The sequence below is a fragment of the Peribacillus cavernae genome, assembly GCF_003989135.1.
Classification (GTDB): Bacteria; Bacillota; Bacilli; order Bacillales; family DSM-1321; genus Peribacillus; species Peribacillus cavernae.
The window spans coordinates 1-22,177 of record NZ_RYZZ01000015.1 but is presented as its reverse complement, the minus strand read 5'-3'; the positions used below and the strand labels follow the sequence as shown (position 1 = coordinate 22,177).

General features: G+C 40.2%; 18 protein-coding genes and 3 pseudogenes. 3 read left to right on the top strand and 18 right to left on the bottom strand.

What is annotated here, in order from left to right; all coding sequences use genetic code 11:
* Positions 1-231: 231 nt before the first annotated feature.
* The 6 genes and pseudogenes from ELQ35_RS11555 to ELQ35_RS11530 form a co-directional block, all read right to left on the bottom strand.
* The gene (locus ELQ35_RS11555) at positions 232-633 is read right to left on the bottom strand and encodes a type II toxin-antitoxin system death-on-curing family toxin (protein WP_126864980.1); all 402 of its coding nucleotides are present in this window, start codon (positions 631-633) and stop codon (positions 232-234) included.
* 40 nt (positions 634-673) lie between these two features.
* A complete protein-coding gene (locus ELQ35_RS11550; RefSeq protein ID WP_185861743.1) occupies positions 674-934 on the bottom strand; it encodes an AbrB/MazE/SpoVT family DNA-binding domain-containing protein in 261 nt (86 codons plus the stop codon).
* Positions 935-1,206: 272 nt separating this feature from the next.
* Complete coding sequence (locus ELQ35_RS11545) at positions 1,207-2,499, bottom strand: TIGR02679 family protein (RefSeq protein ID WP_126864978.1); 1,293 nt, start codon at positions 2,497-2,499, stop codon at positions 1,207-1,209.
* Between the two features lie 5 nt (positions 2,500-2,504).
* Positions 2,505-6,617 carry a TIGR02680 family protein gene (locus ELQ35_RS11540; protein ID WP_126864977.1) on the bottom strand — a complete coding sequence of 1,371 codons (4,113 nt, stop codon included), beginning with the start codon at positions 6,615-6,617 and terminating at the stop codon, positions 2,505-2,507.
* On the bottom strand, positions 6,601-7,773 hold the full coding sequence (locus tag ELQ35_RS11535; RefSeq protein WP_126864976.1) for a TIGR02678 family protein: 1,173 nt from the start codon (positions 7,771-7,773) through the stop codon (positions 6,601-6,603). The genes ELQ35_RS11540 and ELQ35_RS11535 overlap by 17 nt, the downstream gene beginning before the upstream one ends.
* Positions 7,774-7,785: 12 nt before the next feature.
* Positions 7,786-9,258: pseudogene (locus ELQ35_RS11530) on the bottom strand (TIGR02677 family protein).
* A 282-nt stretch (positions 9,259-9,540) separates the two neighbouring features.
* Here ELQ35_RS11530 and ELQ35_RS11525 point away from each other — a divergent pair.
* Positions 9,541-10,683 carry a CAP domain-containing protein gene (locus ELQ35_RS11525; protein WP_246026050.1) on the top strand — a complete coding sequence of 381 codons (1,143 nt, stop codon included), beginning with the start codon at positions 9,541-9,543 and terminating at the stop codon, positions 10,681-10,683.
* Between the two features lie 383 nt (positions 10,684-11,066).
* Here ELQ35_RS11525 and ELQ35_RS11520 read toward each other — a convergent pair whose 3' ends face one another.
* Positions 11,067-12,041: a bile acid:sodium symporter family protein gene (locus ELQ35_RS11520; protein WP_126864974.1), complete on the bottom strand. Its 975-nt coding sequence runs from the start codon at positions 12,039-12,041 to the stop codon at positions 11,067-11,069.
* A gap of 272 nt (positions 12,042-12,313) precedes the next feature.
* The gene (locus ELQ35_RS11515; protein WP_126864973.1) at positions 12,314-13,702 is read right to left on the bottom strand and encodes a M28 family peptidase; all 1,389 of its coding nucleotides are present in this window, start codon (positions 13,700-13,702) and stop codon (positions 12,314-12,316) included.
* A gap of 221 nt (positions 13,703-13,923) precedes the next feature.
* Here ELQ35_RS11515 and ELQ35_RS22830 point away from each other — a divergent pair.
* Positions 13,924-14,190: pseudogene (locus tag ELQ35_RS22830) on the top strand (QueT transporter family protein); the annotation flags it as partial.
* Between the two features lie 76 nt (positions 14,191-14,266).
* Here the strand turns inward: ELQ35_RS22830 and ELQ35_RS11505 are convergent.
* The 9 genes from ELQ35_RS11505 to ELQ35_RS11465 form a co-directional block, all read right to left on the bottom strand.
* On the bottom strand, positions 14,267-15,301 hold the full coding sequence (locus ELQ35_RS11505) for an aliphatic sulfonate ABC transporter substrate-binding protein (protein ID WP_126864971.1): 1,035 nt from the start codon (positions 15,299-15,301) through the stop codon (positions 14,267-14,269).
* Between the two features lie 59 nt (positions 15,302-15,360).
* Complete coding sequence (locus ELQ35_RS11500) at positions 15,361-16,698, bottom strand: LLM class flavin-dependent oxidoreductase (RefSeq protein WP_126864970.1); 1,338 nt, start codon at positions 16,696-16,698, stop codon at positions 15,361-15,363.
* Between the two features lie 86 nt (positions 16,699-16,784).
* Positions 16,785-17,636, bottom strand: a complete 852-nt coding sequence (locus tag ELQ35_RS11495) for an ABC transporter permease (RefSeq protein WP_126865107.1) — start codon at positions 17,634-17,636, stop codon at positions 16,785-16,787.
* A 15-nt stretch (positions 17,637-17,651) separates the two neighbouring features.
* Complete coding sequence (locus ELQ35_RS11490; RefSeq protein ID WP_126864969.1) at positions 17,652-18,422, bottom strand: ABC transporter ATP-binding protein; 771 nt, start codon at positions 18,420-18,422, stop codon at positions 17,652-17,654.
* Between the two features lie 326 nt (positions 18,423-18,748).
* A complete protein-coding gene (locus ELQ35_RS11485; protein WP_126864968.1) occupies positions 18,749-18,925 on the bottom strand; it encodes a YezD family protein in 177 nt (58 codons plus the stop codon).
* Positions 18,926-18,947: 22 nt separating this feature from the next.
* On the bottom strand, positions 18,948-19,496 hold the full coding sequence (ssuE, locus tag ELQ35_RS11480) for an NADPH-dependent FMN reductase (protein WP_126864967.1): 549 nt from the start codon (positions 19,494-19,496) through the stop codon (positions 18,948-18,950).
* A gap of 751 nt (positions 19,497-20,247) precedes the next feature.
* On the bottom strand, positions 20,248-20,640 hold the full coding sequence (locus tag ELQ35_RS11475; RefSeq protein WP_126864966.1) for an avidin-fold protein: 393 nt from the start codon (positions 20,638-20,640) through the stop codon (positions 20,248-20,250).
* 122 nt (positions 20,641-20,762) lie between these two features.
* A complete protein-coding gene (locus ELQ35_RS11470; protein ID WP_126864965.1) occupies positions 20,763-21,158 on the bottom strand; it encodes a hypothetical protein in 396 nt (131 codons plus the stop codon).
* Positions 21,088-21,303 (bottom strand): hypothetical protein, encoded by a 216-nt coding sequence (locus tag ELQ35_RS11465; protein ID WP_126864964.1) that lies wholly within the window; start codon positions 21,301-21,303, stop codon positions 21,088-21,090. Before ELQ35_RS11465 ends, ELQ35_RS11470 begins: the two co-directional genes overlap by 71 nt.
* Positions 21,304-21,426: 123 nt before the next feature.
* Between ELQ35_RS11465 and ELQ35_RS11460 the strand changes: the two genes are divergently transcribed.
* Positions 21,427-21,639, top strand: coding sequence for a hypothetical protein (locus ELQ35_RS11460; protein ID WP_246026049.1), 213 nt, complete (start codon positions 21,427-21,429; stop codon positions 21,637-21,639).
* A gap of 169 nt (positions 21,640-21,808) precedes the next feature.
* Here the strand turns inward: ELQ35_RS11460 and ELQ35_RS11455 are convergent.
* Positions 21,809-22,009: pseudogene (locus ELQ35_RS11455) on the bottom strand (dihydrofolate reductase family protein); the annotation flags it as partial.
* Positions 22,010-22,177 lie beyond the last annotated feature (168 nt).

The window sequence follows — 22,177 nt, the reverse complement described above, 5'->3', positions numbered from 1 at the left end:
ATGAGGTGTAAATATGAGAGGTTGAATATAAAATCCAGGATGTGAAAGCTGACTACGTTCGTATACAAAATGATTTGGGAAGTTGGAATCTGTAGGCGGGAACATCACCACCTTGCAAAAACAGCTTGATAACATCGAATTGGAGCTAAAGCCCTTTATAACAGTTAGATGAGTTAAAGAAGAAATAAAATTAAAGAGTTGTGTGCTCAAGAATCAAGCAGCAACTCTTCTTTAGATAAAATAGCCTCTTAAATCGTTTGTTAAGTTACTAATTGCATTATTTCCCTTGTATCTTTCGTCAAGTGTCATCTTGACTGTGAAATCTTCAGCTTGTTTTTCAGTCCAAACCATACTGTGTCCATTAATCTCGAGAAAGATAAGAAACACTGTCAATGCGGTTCTTTTATTTCCATTATGAAAAATGTGCTCGGTAGCAATCGAATGATAATAGCAACAGGCTTTCTCGAAAATCGACGGATATTGCTCTTGACCAAATAAGATTGTCCTCGGTCGCTCTAGCATAGAAGCGAAGCGGCCAGGGAATTTGATTCCTGATTGTTCTAGATCATCATGCTCTGACATGATGGTTAGATGAATTGTTAATACTTCTTCTGCATTGAAATAAACAGCCATTGTTTCTTTCCCCCTCGAGAATCATCGACCTTGCTTAACATCAACGGTCTTGGAGGTTTTTTAAAGCCGCCTTATACTGGCCCATCACACTATGCAGCGCTTCAAGCACTTCAGGACGGACACCCTCTGGAAGTTTTGCAAGCTTTTTCATTTTCAACTCGTTTGTCTCTTCGTTGAAAATCACCTCTAATTCTTCGCCTTTGCCTATATTCATACATTCTGCCACTTCTTTTGGAATTCCTACAGACAAGCTGTTGCCTTGCTGATTGACTTTCCGAATAAATTTTTTCTCCTTTTCCATTCCGTTTACCACCATTCTGCATAGTCTCTCTTTTTTCATCTTTCACTAAAATTACATAACTAACATTCTTACATGATCCGGTAAGAAGCAAGGTATCGTGTGGCCCTGATATAGTGAAGGGTATTACATTTTAAAGTTGTTACAAATATGACTGTAATAAAATTATAACACATTGTATTTCAAATTAAACTCTCACCTTCAATATTTTTCGAAAAACAAAGAAAAAGCCCCGGCAAATGAAACCGAGGCGCCCTTTTATCATATGGAGAAGATTAGAGGGTTTTAAAAGAAACCTTTTGGATATCTGAGACCAACAACTCAACAAGCCCTTCTTGATAGGCAGCAAATCCATATTCCATCATAACGTCGGCAGTCTTTTTCAGTTCTGGGTCATCGATATTCCGTAACTGATTCACTCGATCTTCTATTTTTTCTTCGGACATGGTCAAATAATAGGATTCCGGGTCCATTCTCCAGAGCCTGGTATTCTCCGGATAGCGGTTTTTTAGCTTTTGAGCCATCAATAACCCTTCCGGATCCATATCCCCTGCATAATAAATAATGCAGCCTGACTCCACAAGCCGGTCAAGGAATATCCAGCTGGCGGCTTTAAATTGCCCATGTGTACAAACAAGCGGTTCATCAGCAACTTCGTCCATAATTGCCGAACATACTCCCGAGTTTTCAACGACCCATACCGTTTTACCTGCAAATGGCCTGATAGCATCAAGGGTGGTCAATTCCCTCACAGGAATATTCATCACCGTCCTACAAGCAGCTGCCGCCCGCCAAACAGGGTGCTCCTCCCCCCTTTGATAGGCTTTGAATCCCCTGCAAGTCACAAAATTCCATAGATCATCACGAAGAATCCCGTAGTTCAGCAGCAGTTCATTGATTTGTTCCGTGTGCTTCCATGCTGAAGATTCCTTGTTTCCTTGTTCCGCCTGATTTGCAGCGAGCAGATGCAGCAGCAGCTTCCCCTGGGTTCGATTCCTATCAAATGAATGGGGATTCCCGGTAATCCGCTGGGAAAATAGCGGAAGGCGTTCATACTGGCCATGCTCAGGCAGTCGATCAAAAGCCTTAACCACATTTTGGAGCATCCGTTCCAGGTTTTGTTTATCTTGCTTATATAAAACCTGGATAAATCTAGTATCCGGCTGTTTCTGAAGAATTCTCTGAAACCACCATCCTAAATGAGGGTGCTCCACAGCCAGTCTTCCGTAAAAACCTTTTGCCTCACCTGTCGTTTTAAGTTGCTCCTCAGCTTTTGAAATAAGCGGTTCATCAAAATACACTTCAAGCAATTGCCTTAAAGTCAAGCCTGCCAGATTGGTGTTTGCTAATTGTTCTTCGAATTTTCTAAGCGATACAGCAGGTTTTATCTTGAGCTCATGGGGAGAAAGCGCCATAAAACCTGCAATTGCTGCGAATTCTTCCTCTGAAAAGTCAGCAATCTTTGCTGCCCCGCCAACACGGTCAAGGGAACGGTACCGATCCTTAAAGCGGATAAAAAGCTTATGGAATCCCGGTTCATTCCTAAACAATTCCCATATGTTGCCCATCTTACTCACTCCTGTAATACCAGTTCCCTATCTTCCAGATATTTTGTTTGTCCGTCCCAGATATAGCGGATAACCGTCACAAAGTCGGCATTTTTCGGGCGGACAAGTTCACAGATGGCCAGATTTGAAACGGTATCATAATCGCCCCACAATGCTTGAGAATTCATGATGTAATTAAAGCCCAGTTCTTCGACGACTTCAAACATATCACGGATATTGTTTTCATCCACACCGGCAAATGCTTCATCGAGGGAAATGATGTATGGAGCAGCTGGATCCGCCTCCTGATAACGCGAGTAGGCTGCTGTAAATAAAGGAATATACATCGCCATAGCCTTTTCTCCGCCGCTAAACTTATAAAAGGCATTATTAGTAAGTTCACGCTTTGGTTCCCGCTCCCGCCGGTACGATAAAACAAATGAAAACCACTTCCGGTAGTCAAGTACTTCTTTCAGCACCTGATGAAGGGTGTTCCCTTCATTGCGGAGCTCGATTAATTCTTTCGCCTTTGCAATTCTTGACTGGAAATGTCGGGTAATTTTGTTCAGGTCTTCTTCATTTAAAAATTTACTGTTCATTTGCAGAAGCTGGACAAGCTCTCTTGTATCAAGCTCTTCCTCCGCTTCTGCTGTCTTCGGTTTCCAGGCGATAGAGAATGTCAGCCCGGAAGAACTGTTTCTGTTTCCCATCAGTTTATCCATTTGCTTAATCCATTTTTCCGCCCTTTGGATCCTGCTCCTTAAGATGACCCCGACAGATTTCAAGATAATGTCCTCATAGAGCTGGCGGTCCTGTTCATCCAGCCACTGCTGCTGGTTGCTAAGCTCATGGTCCAGCGAGTTTAATACAAAATAAGGACTCACCTTTTGACCCTGGTACTCCATGAGAATAATCTTTCTGCGATTCAATTGAATCCATTGCTGGATATGAATTTGATGGTTTGCATCCCACTCCTCATCAAACCATTCCGGCTGCTCAAGCGGCTCATCGTATTCCGATAATCTATATTCCATTACGTGCTGTTGTTCATTGTAATAGGCCTTCGTTAATTGTTCATTCATTTTCGCCCGGTCGTATTTCTTAAATTCCGTCTGATACCGGTCGAATAATCCTTGAGCTGAAGGGTCTTCCACCTCCATTAATTTTCTGGAAAGTTCTTTGTCGAGTGCATGTTCCCAGCTCTCCAAAAGATTGGACCAGAATGCTAATTGATATTTGGCTGTTTCAAGCTGTTTCTTTTCCTGGTTTAGTTTTTCTTGTTTCATTGGCAGCTTTTCTTTGACTTCATCGAGCTCCCTATCAAGAATGGACCATTCCTGCTGTACCTCACGAATTCGCTTGAGGACATCATCGATTCCCTGAAGCTTTAACTGGTTTTTGATTGCTTCAATTTCGGCACCCGTCCGTTTAATGTTGCTATCGAGGACATTACAGTCGCCGGCTAATTCATCAATCTCTGCTTTAAGTTCTTCCACTCTGTTTTCTATTGTTTTCCGATCTTTATAGGCATGCACCAAGCGTATATTTGCTTTCTCAAGTTTGTTCAAAAAAGATTGGTAGCTTCTCATGAACTGAAGGGCTGAAGTAAACGACTCCAGATCCGGTTTCAACTCAATATTCTTCGACTTTTCAAAAATGGTTTGCTTTATCTCCTGATATTTTCCTGCGGCCTTTTTATATTGTGCATCGACCGCATGATAGGAGTTTAGCATTGCTTCGATTTTATTCTGGTAACTTTGCAGATTCCTGTAGATCACCCTCAGGTCTTGGTCCCCCGGGAATAAGTTTTTCCAGGTTGTTGATTCCGCGTATTTGTTTTCCAGTTCACTTTCCAAAGACTTCAGTTCGGAAATTTCTTGTAAGACGATGTCGATTTTTGCCTCAAATTCCGCGATTTTTTCCTTCTGATACCTCTTTCTTGAAGAACGACCGATAAAGCGCGAGCCTTCTTCCATGGGTGCATGTCCAAAAATATCGCCGATCCGATAAGATCCGGTTTCATTCATGCTCAATGATCCAGTTGAGTCAGCACCTGGATCATCCTCTATTAAAATGCTTCGAAGTACATCATCAATCAATTGATGCGAAACCGGATGGGTTTTATCCAGATCCGTTTTTAGGTAGTCAGCTAATGTATGCCCAAACATCGAAGGATTCGGGCGAATATACCTATCGTCATGCAGACCATCCGGATTTTCAATGATTAAGCTGTCTAAAATACCAGCCTGTCTTAAAGCAGATTCAATCCGTTCCCTTTGATCTTCGGGTACGTGATCCTGGAATTCCACTGCAGCATAAAAAGGGACGAATGCTTTACCTTCCACTTCTAATTGTTCCCGGAAGAAGCTTGTCGCCTCAGCCCTTTCCGGTTCTGGATCGGTCACGTTTTTCCAATAGTTTCTTTTTTCTTCGTATCCAGCCTTTTCTTGACTTTTGTTTGTGATTTTGCTCTTGACGCCCCCTTGCTCACGGACCAGTAATTGTTGATAATCATGGATCTTCTCAATAAATGGCGTTTTTAAGTCATCATATGAAACCTCTTCATAGAGAGAATAAATGGAACGAGAGAGTTCTTGCTTCATCATATTATCTATCTCTAGCATTGGATGTTGTTCCATCCATTGAAAAATGGCATCTTCAAATGCTTGTTTATCACTCTCGAAAAGACTTTCCAAATCAGACTGCTCATTGCGAAGCTTATCCATCTCCTGTTTGAGATCCGAGGCTTCCCGGTATTTCACTTCCATTTCATGCTTGAATTGACTCTGTAAAAGGAATTCATTCTTGATTTCTTCAAGGAGTGCAGCATGAGAGGATGATTCAGTTTCCCAAACCGTAAAGTCAAACGGACCCGTTTCACTCCTCTTATAATCTTCGACATTCATTGGATGTTGGGAAAAGGCTGCTTCATCCGCATCCAAATCCATGTCTTCAATCGTATCATGGGTTTCCTGCTCTAAATTACGGATCGAAACGCTCACTTTATCCCACTTTGCCTGATGGTCACGTTCTTGTTTTTTCTTATTATCAAGCTGGTCTCTTTTCTTTTCTAGTTCTTGCTTAAGATGATCATTTCTGTCCTGGGTTTTTGTCAATTCTTCTTGCAACCCCCAGACTTCATGCTTATTAAGGCGCTCTCGTTCTCCTTCTGCTACTTCTTTCCGCCGTTTGAGCTCCACCTGATCGGTTTGTAATTCAGCGATTTCTTCGGTAAGCTTCTGTACCGCTTCTTCGGTTTCTTCTTTGTTTTTTCGAGCAGCCTTATGATTTTTTTCCGTTTTCAATAGGGAATCCGCTTTTTCAGCTAGAATGAACCGGTTATACTGATCATACACCTGGACCAGCTTATCTGTGGCCTGGTGTTCCCGCTCTAATTGCTCCAGCTGCTGCCGGGCCTGGTCCATATTCTCGATTGTATCTGACAAATGCCGTAAGTCATCATCCCCCAACGGCGGCAGCGCCGATTCCAAAATTTCATATATGACAGTAGGGCGAAAATCCTTTGAGAGCTTCGGGCTGCGCAGCTGGATCAATAACTTTATTAATTCCTCGAACGCATCGAGTGTTTGGAAACCGAATATATGCTTATTTACCAGATTCATATATTCGCGCTGGCCGCGCACTACCTGTCCGCCATCCCCAATCCTGTTCTCCAGTTCCTTAGCGGAAAACGGTATCTTATCGGACTGATGGGTTTGATATAAATGGAATTCGTGGCCGATCCGCCGGTTATCCGTAATCACAAATCCCCAGAACTTCATTTCTTTATGCCGTTTTGCCTGCAAGCCGATGCCTGTCGTGATGAATTGGTTGCTGTTCTCTTTTTTATACTCTAAAAATAGGTAGCCGGTCCGTTCATCACGATCGACAACATCTTTTTCCCCAAGTAAGTAATCTTCCATCCTTCTTGCTTTCGAACCAAAAGGATCCAACCGGTCTGGCGACTTTTTCCCATCGAGAAGCACGGGGAGGAAGCTTTGCATCGTGACCGACTTTCCGGAGCCGTTGCTGCCGCGAAGAAGCAGCTTCCCGTCAGAGAAATCAAAGATTTCTTCATCGTAATACCAAAAGTTCAATAACCCGGCCCGGTTCATTTTCCATTTATTTATCTCGCCCATTTTCTTTGGCCCCTTTCAAAAAATCCTTAGGATATGATCCTGTAAGCAGCCCAAGCATTGGCTTCAAAATAATCATTCCTGTTTCATCATTCGTCTCGGCCATTAACCATTCAGATAGAACAGCAAGCAATTCCCTGCGAATCGTGGAAAGCGATCCCTCACGATATGCCTTTGACCATCCTTCACCAAAGTTCTCTTTTAATTCATGGATTACCTGTTCGAACTCTCCTTCTGTTAGGAGAATTTCACCCCATTCGTTTGGATTGAACTGTTCCTTTCTTGAATGAATCATACCTGAAAGCTGGAGTATAAGGTCACTGGATGCCTTTTGGTCCGGAAAGAGGGTTTGATAGGATTTCGGTTCAGGTACTGTGAGCATCGCCGCATTCTTAAATAAAGAAAATTGGAAGGCTGTATGTTTATCCATATCATCGCTGATTCTGTTACGGAAATTACGGATGTAGAGAAAATCCGGATCGTTCTGCTGTTTCCGGTACACTGCGGGTGACATAAATAACTGACGGTACACCCTTTTCCTCCGCTCATCTTCTCCCTGCAGTTTCCATTCCTCACTTAAGATATCTTGCCAGTTGGCATACGTAAACAAGTCCTCCGGATAAGATCTCATAAAATAGCGGCTGTAAACGGTAACTTCATAAAGCGCTTCCTGTTCCTGGTTATTATCAAACTTATTAACATCCCCGTCAATTGTCCGGATCAGTTTAAAATCCGTAAGCATTTGGACGGCCCGGATCAATGATTTTCGGTGAATATAAACGGTCCAATCCAACGGGATTTCCCCTGGATAATCGGCCTGGATATCCTCACACAATTCAGAGAGCAGAAATTGCTCATCAATCGCTTTCCCTTCCAAAAAAGAAAGCGCACAGCAAAAAATAGCGTAATCCATCGCTTCTTGAAAGTGCTGGATTCCCATCCAGGCTTCCGGTTCAACCGGGATTTTCTCAAGCTTCACAAAATGCCGGTGAACGATTAAGCGCAATCCAAATTTTTCATCAATATAGCGGCGCAGCACCTTTTCCCGTTCGCGGATCAGTTGGTACCACTCCGGCTGGTCGGAGCGAAGAATCCAATAATGATCAAATAATAGTTGCAGCGCTTTTTGGGCCTTTTCATCAAATAAAGTTTGTTCCATTTCCCGGCTTGTTCACCCCTCTGAAAAAAGTAATTCGGCATCAGGCATTTCTAATGCTCCGTCTTCCGCCTGTAGCACCACGCGTCTCTCTTTATGAAGAATGACTCTAACTGCCATTCCATAATCGGTTTTCACCTTTTGCTCCTTGCTCGCCATTGACTTGCCAATCCATGTCAGCAGCATTTTCCGTACATATGGTTCGATAACCGGAAGTTCTGAAATCTGGATCCGTCCGTTTATCATATATTTTTCTATCAACTGCTTTTCCTCGGTTATTTGCTGTAAATATAGCTTCCTAAGCGTTTCTTTTTTTGCCTGATTACCAATGATCGCCCCTGGCTTTGTTTTTTCACGATAACGATTTGTTCTTGGCTTGATTGCAATTTCTTGAGGCTTTTCATCCCAAATATCGGAATAAATATCTTCTGTGGGCACACCCTCGCTAAAAAGATGGCGTGTCTCAAGTGTGCCAAATACAACACTCGAAAGTTTATGGGCTTCTTGAATCTCTTCCATATCGGTAAACCATTTCGCAAGATGCAAATAATCTTTCTTCCGGCTGCGGAAATTTTGGTGCCGCTCGCCAACCCGCTGTACATAGCGTGTTATCCGCCTGATCATTTCGTTTGTCTGCATCTGAAGCATGTCCAATTCGCTTTGGTTGTTCGTACCGCCAAGAAACCAGTGGCATAATGATTACCACAGTTCTTTATGTTCATCTGCCATTCCTTCCTTTGACAACCCCGTATCTTCAAGTCTTGGAATGGAGGATTTATGTTGGATAATCGTCTCGTAGACCGGTTGCATCTTCTCGGGAGTCAAATCCATCAGGCTTTGTTGGATTTGCATTGCCGATTTTTGCAAGGATACGATAAAATCCCGCAAATAGGCAGTAAATTGATTCTTGTATACGAGAAACGCTTCCGTTTGCATTCGTTCTTCGGACTTTTCACTGTTGATGTAAGCTATATAATCAGCTGTGCTTCTTCTGATGTTGCGGAAATAGCCAAACAAATCATCCCATACCTGGGCAACCTCCTCTGACTTTTCCTGTTGCACAGATGATGCCGCTGCCTCCAGTTTTATTAGCGCCTGCAATAATCTGTCAAATTGGGTCCGTTCCAAAGAACCTTGAAACGAATCTCCCATCCCCTCTAAATGCTGCAGCATTCTTTCAATTTCAACCGTGTATGGGGTAGACTGGTAACGGAACCGTTTCTTTTTGTATTCTTCAATCGTCTTCGCATTGCCCATGTCCTGGCGGGCAATCAGGTTATTCCATTTCACTAGCTGGGCAAGATCCAAATGAAGCTGCTCTTCTGTATACGCATGAAATTCTGGAACTTCTTTTACATACTCATAAATCTCTTCCGGCGTAATAAAGTCTCTCATTCTCTCATGCTGAATAAAGAAAAAACGCAAAATGGTCCGATAGCTCCATGCCTTATCGGCTGTCAGGTAACTTGCCTCTATTACTTTTTTCATAGCGGGATTCGCACTCATTTTGTCACCACTTTTTCATTGACTTAGTTTAATTGTATCGTAAAGGGTTAACGTTTGGGAGCGGAAAGTCTATAGAAAAATAAGTAAACATCACTCCTCCCTAATCAGCTTCCCCTTCGGCTATATATGCTCACAAAATTTATCTAAGTAGATAAAATGTAAGTTAGCTGGCTTTCTTGATATACTGAAAGTCATTATTCAGCTTATGGCTTATAAACTAACAATTCTGGGTAGGATAGTAGTATAGAAATGGAGGGGAATAAGGTGAGGCGTTTCCTTTTTTTATTATCAATTTTAGTGATTTTATTCGCTTCCTGGTCTTATATAGGAAAACCTGCCGACAAAGCAAGTTTTCAAACGGCATTCAATCATTTAGACTCTCAGATGACTACCATTAAAGAAAATCCTGATGTTTCAGCTGCAGTCGATAAGCTATCGAGCGGATTGGACCAATTGCTGGGGCAGTTGGATAAAACATTGGACCCACCTCGCCAAGAACAACAGCAATCAGATCTGGAACAAATTGAAAAACCAAGTTTAGCAACTCCTACCGAAGATGTCTTTACCGTCTATAATATCGGACTTGGAGACTCAAAGGATATGGTTGAAAAACAAGTCGGAGCCGCTAAACGTTCTTCCTATAATGAATATGGCGTCGAATGGCACGCCTACCACAAAGATTATCAAAACTTTATGATGGCTGCCTACGATGAAAATAATAAAGTGGCTGGATTATATAGCAACCAGGACTTAATTGCGTCTACGAAAGGAATCAAACGAGGAAGCTCCAAAGAATCCGTTCTCGGGAAACTCGGAGAACCCTTATCGAAAATCCGCAAAGGGATGGTCTACTATCAATTTGAAAAAGATAGAGACTATGAAATGTACCTAATCGACGGAAGTTATGTCACGGTGTTTTTTGACAAACACCAAAAAAATACGGTAACCTCAATCCAAATCATAAGTGAAAAGCTCGAACAAAACAGGAAGGGATTTTACACACAGGAAAGCGAACAGTTAAAGCAAGGCTTTGAATATCAGCTATTCGATGTAACAAATGCAGCCAGAGTCAATCATCAGTTGCCAGTCCTGAGCTGGGATAACCATGTCAAAGAAACAGCCCGCAAACACAGCGATGATATGGCTGACAACAACTACTTCAATCATACAAACCAGGAAGGTCAATCTCCTTTTGATCGAATGCAGGAGGATGAAGTGGTCTTCAATGTCGCAGGGGAAAATCTGGCATCCGGCCAATTCAGCAGCATCTTCGCACATGAAGGGCTGATGAACTCGCTTGGGCACAGGGAAAATATCTTAAAGAAAGACTACGAGTATTTAGGTGTCGGGGTAGCGTTTGACGATAAATCGAAACCTTATTATACCGAGAACTTTTATACAAATTAAATAAGCCAACAACCTTTTACGTAAAAAAAGCTGTGTGATTCACATTTGAATGGACACAGCTTTTTTTCTATTTCCGGCGTCCCTTCGAAAATTATAGAATCAAGAGAAGCTATATTAATGTAATTTAATTTGCTATAAAAACAGATTTTATTATGAAACTATACCAGCTAATAGAAGCTCATGTGTTATTCAAGTAAGAGCGCGATACTGTGGAAAAATAAAAACTGTACTAAAATGATCCAAGTGAAAGAGATGTCCTCGTGCGGACACCTCTTCCACTTGAATATTTCTTCATGCTTCACGTTGTCTTTTCAAACTTGCCTGTCGAGATAGATTGACTTTTTTTCCTTAAAATATCTATTAGGATTCCTATGTCAATACTATTAGGAAAGTGGCTTCGAATTTTTAACCAATTTCTTTTCCTGTTCTTTTTTTGCGACCTTTTTCGCCCAGTACGTGGCAATCAAAGGTCCAGAAATATTGTGCCACACGGAGAAAATCGCACTCGGAACAGCCGTAAGTGGGGAGAAATGGGCGGTCGCTAACGCTGCGGCAAGCCCTGAGTTCTGCATCCCGACCTCGATCGAGATTGCCTTTTGATCGGCATACGGGAATTTACACCATTTTGAAATGAAGAAACCTAATAGCAATCCAACAACATTATGCAGAATGACTACACCAAGGATCGCCAAACCGGATTCCAGGATATTATCTTTATTCCCGGCTACCACTGCTGAGATGACACCGACGATCCCAATTACAGAGACAAGCGGCAGGATTTTCGCTCCTTCTTCTGCTTTGTCCTTCAAAATCCATTTGAAGACGATACCGAGAATAATAGGAATAAGAACGATTTGAACCGTTGAGAGAAGCATATCTTTTCCTGATACAGGAAGCCATTGGCTCGCTAATAGATAAATAAGCGCTGGGGTCAGAATTGGTGATACCAATGTCGCCACCGATGAAACCGCTACTGACAGGGCGACATTTGCTTTTGCCAGGTACGCCATTACATTCGATGCAGTTCCCCCAGGGCAGCAACCGACCAATATAACGCCAACGGCCACTTCAGGAGGGAGATTCAACCCTACAGCCAGAAGATAAGCGGTACCAGGCATAATGATGTATTGAGCAGCAACCCCTACGAACACGGCGAGAGGTTGTTTGAATACGGCCTTGAAATCCTCTAAAGACAACGTCAATCCCATCCCGAACATGATAATTCCAAGCAGGATCGAGATATAAGGCGCAATCCAGGTAAAACCGCCTGGAAACATCAAGGCTAAGGCCGTGAATAGTAAGACCCAGTAGATAAAAGTGTTACCTGCTACTGTACTTATTCTTGCTAGCATATTCATTCTATAATCCACCTTTTTTTTAATTATTTTATTATACATTATATTCAGATAATATCAACGGCATTTTTTGATGAAAAAACACAAAAAACTCCAATTTGCGGCAGAGTTTGGACGAAGATCGGTAGATGTGCCGAGAGATTTTAAATCGCGAGTAGTTGCTAAAGAGAAAAAATTATGAAAGACAAGGACAAGAATAATCAGACAAATAAGAGAAAAAAGAATCTGACAGCCGCCACAATTATGCGACGGATGACAGACCCTGATAATAACTCTTATTTTATATCCTGTTCATAGTATAAATGTGGTGCTTTGTGTTTTTTTCCTTTTTTCGGTTTCGGCCAGTCAAAGCGGGCACGGTCATAAACGGCAGTGCCGACAATCTCAGCAACATCCTGCAACTTTTCCTTGCTTATTTTGTCAATCGTGTCTTCCGGTGAATGATACCACGGCTCGGCAGGGTCGTGGATGAATAAGGCTGCCGGTATTCCAGCCTCAGCGAATGGTACATGGTCGCTTCGTCCGCCCTGGCCGAATGAGGTCGGCGCTCCGTTTAATCTGGTACTGGAGGCTTGGGCAAGTTCCGTAACAAGATTAGGCTGTCCATCGTTCGTAAGCAACACCAGCTCGCCAGCATCTCTGCTTCCCACCATGTCGAGGTTGAAGTTAGCGATCGTCCGATTGATTTCATCATCAGAAAGATTCTCGACATAATGTCTTGAACCAAGAAGGCCTGGTTCTTCAGCTCCAAAGGTTATGAAGCGAATCTCTGTATCTGTCGGCAATTTCTTAAGCACGCGGGCAAGCTCTAAAGTCATGGCTGTACCTGACGCATCATCATTTGCACCAGGAGCTGCTTCAACAGAGTCATGGTGGGAACCTATAACGATAATGTCATTATTTGCTTTCTTTTGACTTGTCGGCTTCTTTGTGGCGATTACATTATGAGAAGTTTCTTCCCTTACTTGTGCCCCCTCTATTTTAATAGAAGCGGTAACAGCTCCATTACTTAGTTTGGCTGCAAGACCCTCGCCTTCCGCCTTTGTTAGAGACACAGCCGGCACATAATTAGGATTGTCCTCGCCAAGAGTTCCGTTTAAGTCGCCATCAGTATTGTTATAAATAATAACTCCTATTGCCCCTTTTTCAGCTGCATTTAATACCTTTTCGGCAAACGGGATGTCTCCGCGTTGAATAAGGGCAACTTTTCCTGTTAAATCCATATTTTGAAGCTCGTCTATTTTACCTTTTCCGGCACTAGCTAATTCACCTGTAACAGTACCGTTTACAGAGTAAGTGAAGGCTCTTGGCTTGAGTTCCCCTTGCTGCCCGTCAACAGACAGTTCAATTGCAGTAGGAGGTGTATAGGCAATGAAAGTGAATCCCTGAATCTCCGTCTTAAATCCATAAGACTCAAATTTTTTCTTAATATACTGTACAGCGGCATATTCGGATTCTGTACCAGCCACTCTCGGTGTTCTCGAGAGATAATCGATAGTATTATAGATATTATTCACATCGATCTTTTTAGTGACAATTTGATCACTTATTTTAACTGGCAGCTTATGCGATACTTCGGCCGGTTTTGCCAAAGCAGCCGGGGTGCCAATGGCCCCAAATGTTAGAGTAGTAGCTAGTGCTAGGGAAACTAAAGGTCTTTTCATAGAATTCCTCCCGTGTGTGTTAGTAGATTCATAGTTTATTTTATAATATTTGGAAAATTTGGACGAGGTGAAATATAACTAATAAATGACATATATTTGATAGAAAATAAAATGTTTATAGGTCTTTTGAATCAGAGAGGGATAACGGCAGGTTGTTGAGAGGGATAACTATCTTACATTATCTATATACATTTATAGAAAGAACTTCTTCCACCCTTTAGTTTGGCACTGCCCAATCTTTGATTTCTTTGCTGATAACCATTGGAGCGGTGCGTTATATAAAGGGCACTTGGGCACGGATGATCGTTAACACCCTTGTCTTTACGTTCACCATGTTTCTCATTGCTTGGGAACTTCACCTCGCATTTGGCTTGCCATTTTTATTAACATGGCTCACAACTACCGCGGGCGAGTTTGTTGTCCTGATTGTCGGGGCGCCGATTATCTACGCCATAAACAAACGCATAAATTTCGAAAAATTAGTTTAAAGACAACAAAAAGAGTTGCTGGCTTCATTAACCAGCAACTCTTTTTTTTACTAGTATTCAGCTTTAAATGTTAGTTTTACTCTTCTTTTTCTATCTCCTGTAAAGCCTGTTCGATATACTGATTTTCAATTACTTTCGATGTATCAAGCTTTTTATTTATACCCTCAACAGAATATAAAAAGTTTGCTTGTTCTTGATGGGCTTTCTTAAATTCATCTGTGGTGGGAGAGAGAATGAATTGAGAATTCTTTAAAACCGTTCTGATAATTTCAACATCTACCTTTTCTGAAGTGGCAATTTCTTGTGAAACTTCATCTAAGTTCTCTACCAAATGCCTGCGGACTTGTTCATAAGTTTTTAAAAATAAAATTGTATACTTTGGATTTTCCGTAATAAAATCTGTTCTACCTACCAAAAAACCAGGAGCATTAATATTTAAATCCTCTCCATTAACCAAAATTTTTGCTCCAGTCTGATAAACAGCAGCAGTTGTATAAGGCTCCCATGTTGACCATGCATCTACAGATCCGTTGTCTAATGCAGGTCTTGCTTCATCAGGTTGTAATTGTACAATCTTAATGTCTTCCTCTTTTAAACCAGCTTTTTCAATAGCCATGTACAAAAAATTATATGCGCTGCTTCCTTTAGCAACAGCTATTTTCTTTCCTTTTAGTCCCTTTAATCCTTTTATATTACTGTTTTTTGGAATAACAAAAGAGTTATCCTTTTTCCCATCCTTTGTTACAGCAATGGCTTTAAAATCTACTCCACCTGATTGACCAGCAATAAGCGGTGTTCCTCCAGTGGCTCCAAAATCTAGTCTACCTGAAGCTAATGCTTCAAAGTGAGGAGGTCCACTTGTGAATTCATGCCATTTTACCTCTACTCCCACTTTTTCAAAGGCTTTTTCAAAATACTTTTTCTCTCTTGCATAAGGTAATATCCCTGTGCTACCTTGAACTCCAATGTTGATAATTACTTTTCCATTCGATTTGCCAGAGCTATTTTCACTAGAGCTGACTGATGGGCCGCAAGCCGTTAATGTGACTTGAATTAAAAATAGTAAACTTAATAAAATGGAGAGTTTCCATCTGCGGTTTGCATTGTGCATCTTAAATTGCTCCTTCCGGAATAAGGTTTTATTTCGGTATTTATCTATAGTATTTTTTCTCAACCAATAATTTGAGATTTATTCTGAGGAATATTTAAACCGAAATGTCCCCGGAGCGTATGACCATCATATTCTGTACGGAACAAACCCCTTCTTTGCAATTCTGGAACAACTAAGTTGACAAAATCATCAAATCCTTCATTCATCAATTGAGGCATAATGTTAAATCCATCTGCTGCTCTGCTGGTAAACCATGCTTCTAATTCATCTGCAATTTGTTTAGGTGTTCCTGCAATCGTATAATGTCCCCTTCCTCCTGCAAGACGAAGAAGTAATTGTCTGATTGTCAAATTCTCTTTTTCTGCTAAGTCCATTATTAACTTTGCTCTACTCTGATGACCATTTATTTGTCCTGGATCTGGAAGATCAGGCAAAGGCCCATCTAATGGATAAGTTGACAAATCAAAACCAATTCTATTTGACAGTTGGAGAACACTGTACTCAGGATTAGTTAGTTCATGAAGTTTTGCCTCCTTTTCTTTAGCTTCACTTTCTGATTCTCCAATAATCGGGCAAATGCCCGGCAAAACTTTTAGTTCTTCTTCAGAACGCCCGTGTTCGACTACTTTAGACTTTATATCTGAATAGAACTCTTGGGCATCCTCGAGAGATTGCTGTGCAGTAAAGATTACTTCAGCATATTGAGCAGCAAATTCTTTTCCGTCATTCGAAGATCCTGCCTGGACTATTACAGGCATCCCTTGGGGAGATCTTGAAATATTAAGTGGCCCACGAACAGAAAAAAAATGTCCTGCATGATGGATTTCATGAATTTTATTATTATCCGCATAGATTCCCGAAGCTTTATCTTTTATAAGTGCATCATCTTCCCAACTGTCCCAGAGTTTAAGAGCCACGTCTACAAACTCTTTAGCTCGACTGTATCTCTCCCTATGATCAGGTATCCTATCAAAGTTAAAATTTTGCGCTTCCTTATCAGTCCCTGATGTAATCACATTCCACCCCGCTCTTCCCCCACTTAAGTGATCAAGCGAGGCAAAGCGACGTGACAAATTAAAAGGTTCATTAAAGGTGGTGGAAACAGTTGCAATGAGCCCTATCCTTTTTGTTACTACAGCTAATGCAGATAAAAGAGTGAGAGGTTCTATTCCTCCTAATAATTCACCATATTTAACCGCTTCTTTAGAGACCGAATAACGATCAGCTAGAAAAAGGGAATCCAATTTTGCTTGCTCTGCTTTAAGTGCTAACATTTTATAATAGTTAAAATCGAGTGCTTGGCTCACATCTGACTTTGGATGACGCCATGCTGCTTCGTGATGACCCATACTTGTCAGAAACAAATTCAGATGCAACATACGATTAGGTTTACCCATTCAATAATCACCTCTTTGATAAATTAAAGAAACACTTTCTTTTTATCCCATTGTCTAATGAACGTTTTCAATCTTTGTTAATGCTATTAACCTTGAAAACTATCCCTCCATTTAAGAAGCTTTCTTTCAAAATAACGAACAAATGAATCTGATGCTTTTCCGAATACAGCGAAAATAATAATTCCTACAAAAACAATTGAAGTTTGGGAAAACTGGCGGGCATCCATGATTAAGTAACCTACTCCTTCGCTTGAACCCATCAACTCCGCTGCTACTAAAGCTAACCACGCTGCTCCAAGAGCCAATCTTAAACCCAAAAGAATATTAGGTAATGCAGAAGGTAAAATAAGATTTGTGATTTGTTTCCATCTACTAAATTCAAGAACTTTTGCTACCTCAAACAATTTAGTATCCACGCTACGTATTCCAAGAAACGAATTCACATATAAGGGAAAGAATGCTGCTTTGGCTATCAAAAGAAGTTTTGACATCTCTCCAAACCCGAACCATAAAATAAATAAAGGAATAACTGCTAATGTTGGAACTGTCCTTATCATTTGCAAGGTTGGGTCAAGAGTCTGTTCCACTTTATTTGAAAAGCCAACCAGCAAACCCATTATAAGGCCTAGACTTCCCCCTATAAGAAAACCTCCTAGAGCGCGTAACAGACTGATTTGTACATGGTTAAACAAATCCCCAGTTTGTGCTAAGTCTAAGAAAGTAGTAAATATATTACTAGGTCGTGGAAGAAGAGTCTCAGAAATGATATCTGTATATCCTGCTAGTTCCCAAAGCCCTAGAACGATGATTGGGAAAATTAATCCCCTGACGAACACATCTAATTTTTTTACCTTTTTCGGCTGACTACTCATACTCTTTTTGATAGGTCTATTTTCGTTCATAGAAGTAGGCACCAATACTCCCGCCTTATTATCCATCATGCATCACCTCCATTAAATTCCTGCACGGTCAACCAATTCTAACTCATCTGTTTTATCAAATTCATTCAAAACCAGGTGTCTAAAATCTTGAAATGATTTGTTGGACTTCTTTCTTGGATAAGGAGAATCAATTCTAATCACTTTTTGTACAGTCCCAGGACGAGCATTCATAATAATGACACGGTTTGCTAGAAAGATAGCCTCATCAATGTCATGTGTCACAAAAATCATCGTGGTTCTGTTTTCTTGCCAAATATCAAACAAAACCTCTTGCATATGTGATCGAGTGAAAGCATCAAGTGCCCCAAAAGGTTCATCTAACAACAATACTTTTGGATTACGCAATAACGCACGAGCAATGGCCACTCTTTGGGCCATACCACCAGAAAGCTCTTTAGGGTATGCCTTTTTAAACCCTTCTAAGCGAACAAGTTTTATTAGTTCATCGACTTTTTTCCTAACTTTTATATCATTCAGAGAAAAATTTGCTGCTATATTCTTCTCAACTGTAAACCAGGGGAAAAGCCTTGGTTCTTGAAAAATAAATCCTTTATCGATACTGGGCCCGATTACCTCCTTTTGATCGATTTTCACACTACCACTATGCTCTATATCTATGCCGGCAATAATCTTTAATAAAGTACTCTTTCCACATCCGCTAGGTCCAATGATGGTAATAAATTCACCATTTTTAATTGTGAGCTGTATGTTTTTTAATGCATGTGTCAAACCATTGTTCGTATGGAATGATTTATCAAGATCATGTATTTCTAAAAGTGACATGCTTTCACTCCTCGAATGTTATATTGGGTCTCTATTACTATTTCTAATTTTTTTCTCTCTAAATTTCTGTTACAAGAGGGAGAAGAATATTTCCTGTAACCTTTGCCTCCTTCTAAATTAGGATATCCGGAGAGAATAAGGAGAAGATTTCTAAATTCACATATTCGAGTATTTCCCATCACCTGTAGTCGGGATAAACCAACCGAATTCAAAATCTTCATAGTTATTACTTTTCGTTTTCCTGTGTTTCGTGCAAAGTAATAAAAAAAGAGACACAGTCTATAAAAATAGAATCCGTGTCTCCGGTTGACCGGTAGAACTTTATATTAATAATTGACTTTTCGGTTTAATTGATTGGATTTGGGTTTTAGAAAACGGTTTTTGACTGTACTGTCCACCTGGGTGATTTCACCTTCATGTATCGTTATCAACAATGATCCATATTCAATTTTCTGTAAAGCAGAAAGAATATGTTGGACTTTTTCCTCACTAAGGTTCACCATTTTTATCCCTCCCTTTTTACATTTACACCGGGATGCTGCTTAATTTCTTTGTGATTTCCGCAAACTGATGTAATTGCTCCCTTACTCTTTTCAGTAATTCAGAGTCAACGATTGGTTCAGCATCGTTTGTTTTATCAATTTGTTTTTCTGTAAGATAAACTCCTTTTAGAATTGTTTGTGCATGTAAACCTGCCAATAAAGGCTTTAAGGAAAAATCGATCGCAAGTAAATGGGCCTGGCTTCCTCCAACCATTAATGGATAAACGGGCTTGTTTTGAAAAGCATCCTGTGGAAATAGGTCCAGTAATGCTTTTAAAGCCCCGGAATAAGCTGCTTTGTAGACAGGCGAAGCGATGATAACTCCCTTCGCGTTTTGAATATTTTTTACGAGACTTGTAATGGAAGGATGATTATATTCCCCGTTTAGTAATATATTCGGTTCTACATCAAGTACAGATATTTCTTTTACAGTCAGCCCTTCTTCTTCCAGTTGACGTTTTAAATACTTTAAGACGATGGTTGACTTCGATTCTGTTGATGGGCTCCCGGAAATGGTAACAATATCACTCATTGATTTACCTGCCTTTCTGGTAGTAAAAATAAAAGCCCCAATCCTTACAGTTCGTAAGGTCTGGAGCCTTCGGTTGTCCGATTGGCCGTTGCTATTCATTTATACACTCACAGTCACAGTCACACATTTATATCGCCCCCTTTAAAGATAAGAAAAAGGCTGCTGTCTATGTACTTATTTTTCACTAACCAATTGCCATGTATAAATTTGAATATTATTAATTGTTTGTATCTTAATATATATTAATCATATCTGTCAACTTGGTTTTAAATAAAAATTAAATTTAGTGCATTTTACCTACCTTTTCATTAGATCTTTATTCTTCAACTACGATAGTCCTTCACTATTGTCATCAATTGACCACTGCTATTTCTCGTGAAGGCGGATACGGCCATAAGCGAGAAATTCCGCGGTTGAGAAGCACTCGCCACCTCTAAGCTGAATCATAACCTGATATTTGTTATGATTGAATTTAATTTATGGTTACCAACCCAAAATAAAAAAGGACACTGTTCTCACAAGTGCCCTGTTTGTGGTATCGGCCCCACCTACGCCGGATACCCTGACAGCCACTATTGCTGTCCACCTATTCTTAGTATATATGAAAGCGCTTACTTTTTCAATATACAATAAATCTAGTAAGTTGAATGTATATGGATCTCCACAAAGTGGAAAAAAAGGTCTCCTATCCGCAAGTGGAAGTACAAACTGAAAAATGCAAACCTTGGAAGGCTAGTTGCTGCCTATGTATTTAAGATTCACTAACTAATAATATTTCCTTACTTTTCACTTCTTCCACCACTGATACTCCTTCACTATTGTCATCAATGGACCACTGCCATTTCTCATGAAGACGGATCCGTCCATCAGCGAGGATTTCCGGAGATGAGGTGCACTCGCCGCTTCTTAGCTGATAATCGTTATTTACCTGACTGTAACGGAAGTGAAGACGAAAATCGTCATCTACAAAACCAACTAAGCTTCCATACAGAATCGCGCCGCCTTTGTAGGTAGCAGACAGAATTTTCCCCTCCTGTTTGTAGTGAAAGATGGTTTCAGCAGAGGTTTCGCCATTTTCCGTGTTGCTGACAGCCTTAAAAACCAGATTATTATAATTAAGTTGTACAGATCGTTTATTTTGCATGTTATCCTTCTTTCTTTTTGTAATTGATAAAAGCTTTTATCTGGCTATAAATTGAGTTTTATTTATTATAAATTATCAAACTTTATTCAACATCCATATCTGAAAAGCAGATCTTTTTTATGTCATCCTCTATCATTAGTTATGTATTCTTGAGTTTGGATTTTCTTTGTACGTGCCTTATCTTTATACCACGTAACAACATGTTTCGTTTGAAGAGTTGAACCAGCCATTCTCCAATACTGTTTATCTGAGTAATAAATCCAACTACCTTTGTTAGCAATTATCCAATTCCCAACAATCCCTCCAAGAGTTAGATATTTTATTCCTGTGTAAAGACCTATAGCCGATGCTGCTGATGCTACTGTAGTCCAAGTCATTTTTTGTGAATATTTAACAGTCTTATTGTAATTCCAAGTGCTACCATATACACCTGCAGCAGATACGCTCTCAGATTGTTGTAAATATGACTTTCTTGATTGGTAAAGTTGGTGGTGCAACCGATACTTCATTTTTATCATAGACAACTTCACCAGGTACTCCTGATTCTACGACTGGCGGAGGTGCCAATTCACTAGTGTCGGCACTAGCTTTTGTAGCATTAGTAAAAGGTACTACTCCAGCCATCAAGGCTAAAGACAACGCTGAAACTACGACTTTTTTCATTTCTACGATTCTCCCCTTTATTTGTATTTTCTAACTACAAAATTATGTTATCATAGAGATGAGAATATTAATATAGTATTATTGGAAAATAAGGCAAAAACAGGAAATTAGGAGTGGGTTTACTTGAACAAAATTAGCACAGCACAAATACTCCAATTTGCAGGAATTTTAGGTTTTGCTTTAGCCTTTTTACAATTTGAAATCGGATGGTTTATAGGATTCTTTTGTACTGGTATTTACTTTATATTAAGAAAAGAGAATAAAAAAAAATTTCAACCTGATAGTGGGAATCTTAGCCCTTCTATATTCATTTTATTGCTTATTTACTCAAACTAATCTTATCTAAGCCATTCAATAATCGTTTAAAAAAAACGAATCATACTGCTATATGTTTCAATTCGTATACATATAAGTATACGACATTCACTTTCTAGTTAAACATAATCATTATTACAGGAACGATCCAACCCAAAAGCCCCTTAATTGATCAACACAATCCCTTAAGTTCACCTGGCTTTAGGCCGAATTTAAAGCTGTATTCATACGTTTTTCCTCCCGTTAATACCGCATCATACTGCTGAATATCTGACAAGAAATCTGTAGTATGATCTCCCTCGTATAAAAAAATAGAATCATCAGCTTCCCCACTCAAATCTGCAATAAAGTTATCAAGCGTTATGGCAAGATGGTAAATCAATTTGGCCATACAGAGATCCCTCCATGAAATACAAACTACTAATTAATTCTATTTAATCGAAGGAAAAGATGGTCAACCATTTACGACAAGGCTTACCAAATGGACACCTAATGATTTGAAAAACATACCTTATATTCCCAAGAAAAAAGGCTTCCTCGCTAAATAGTATTTGTTTAA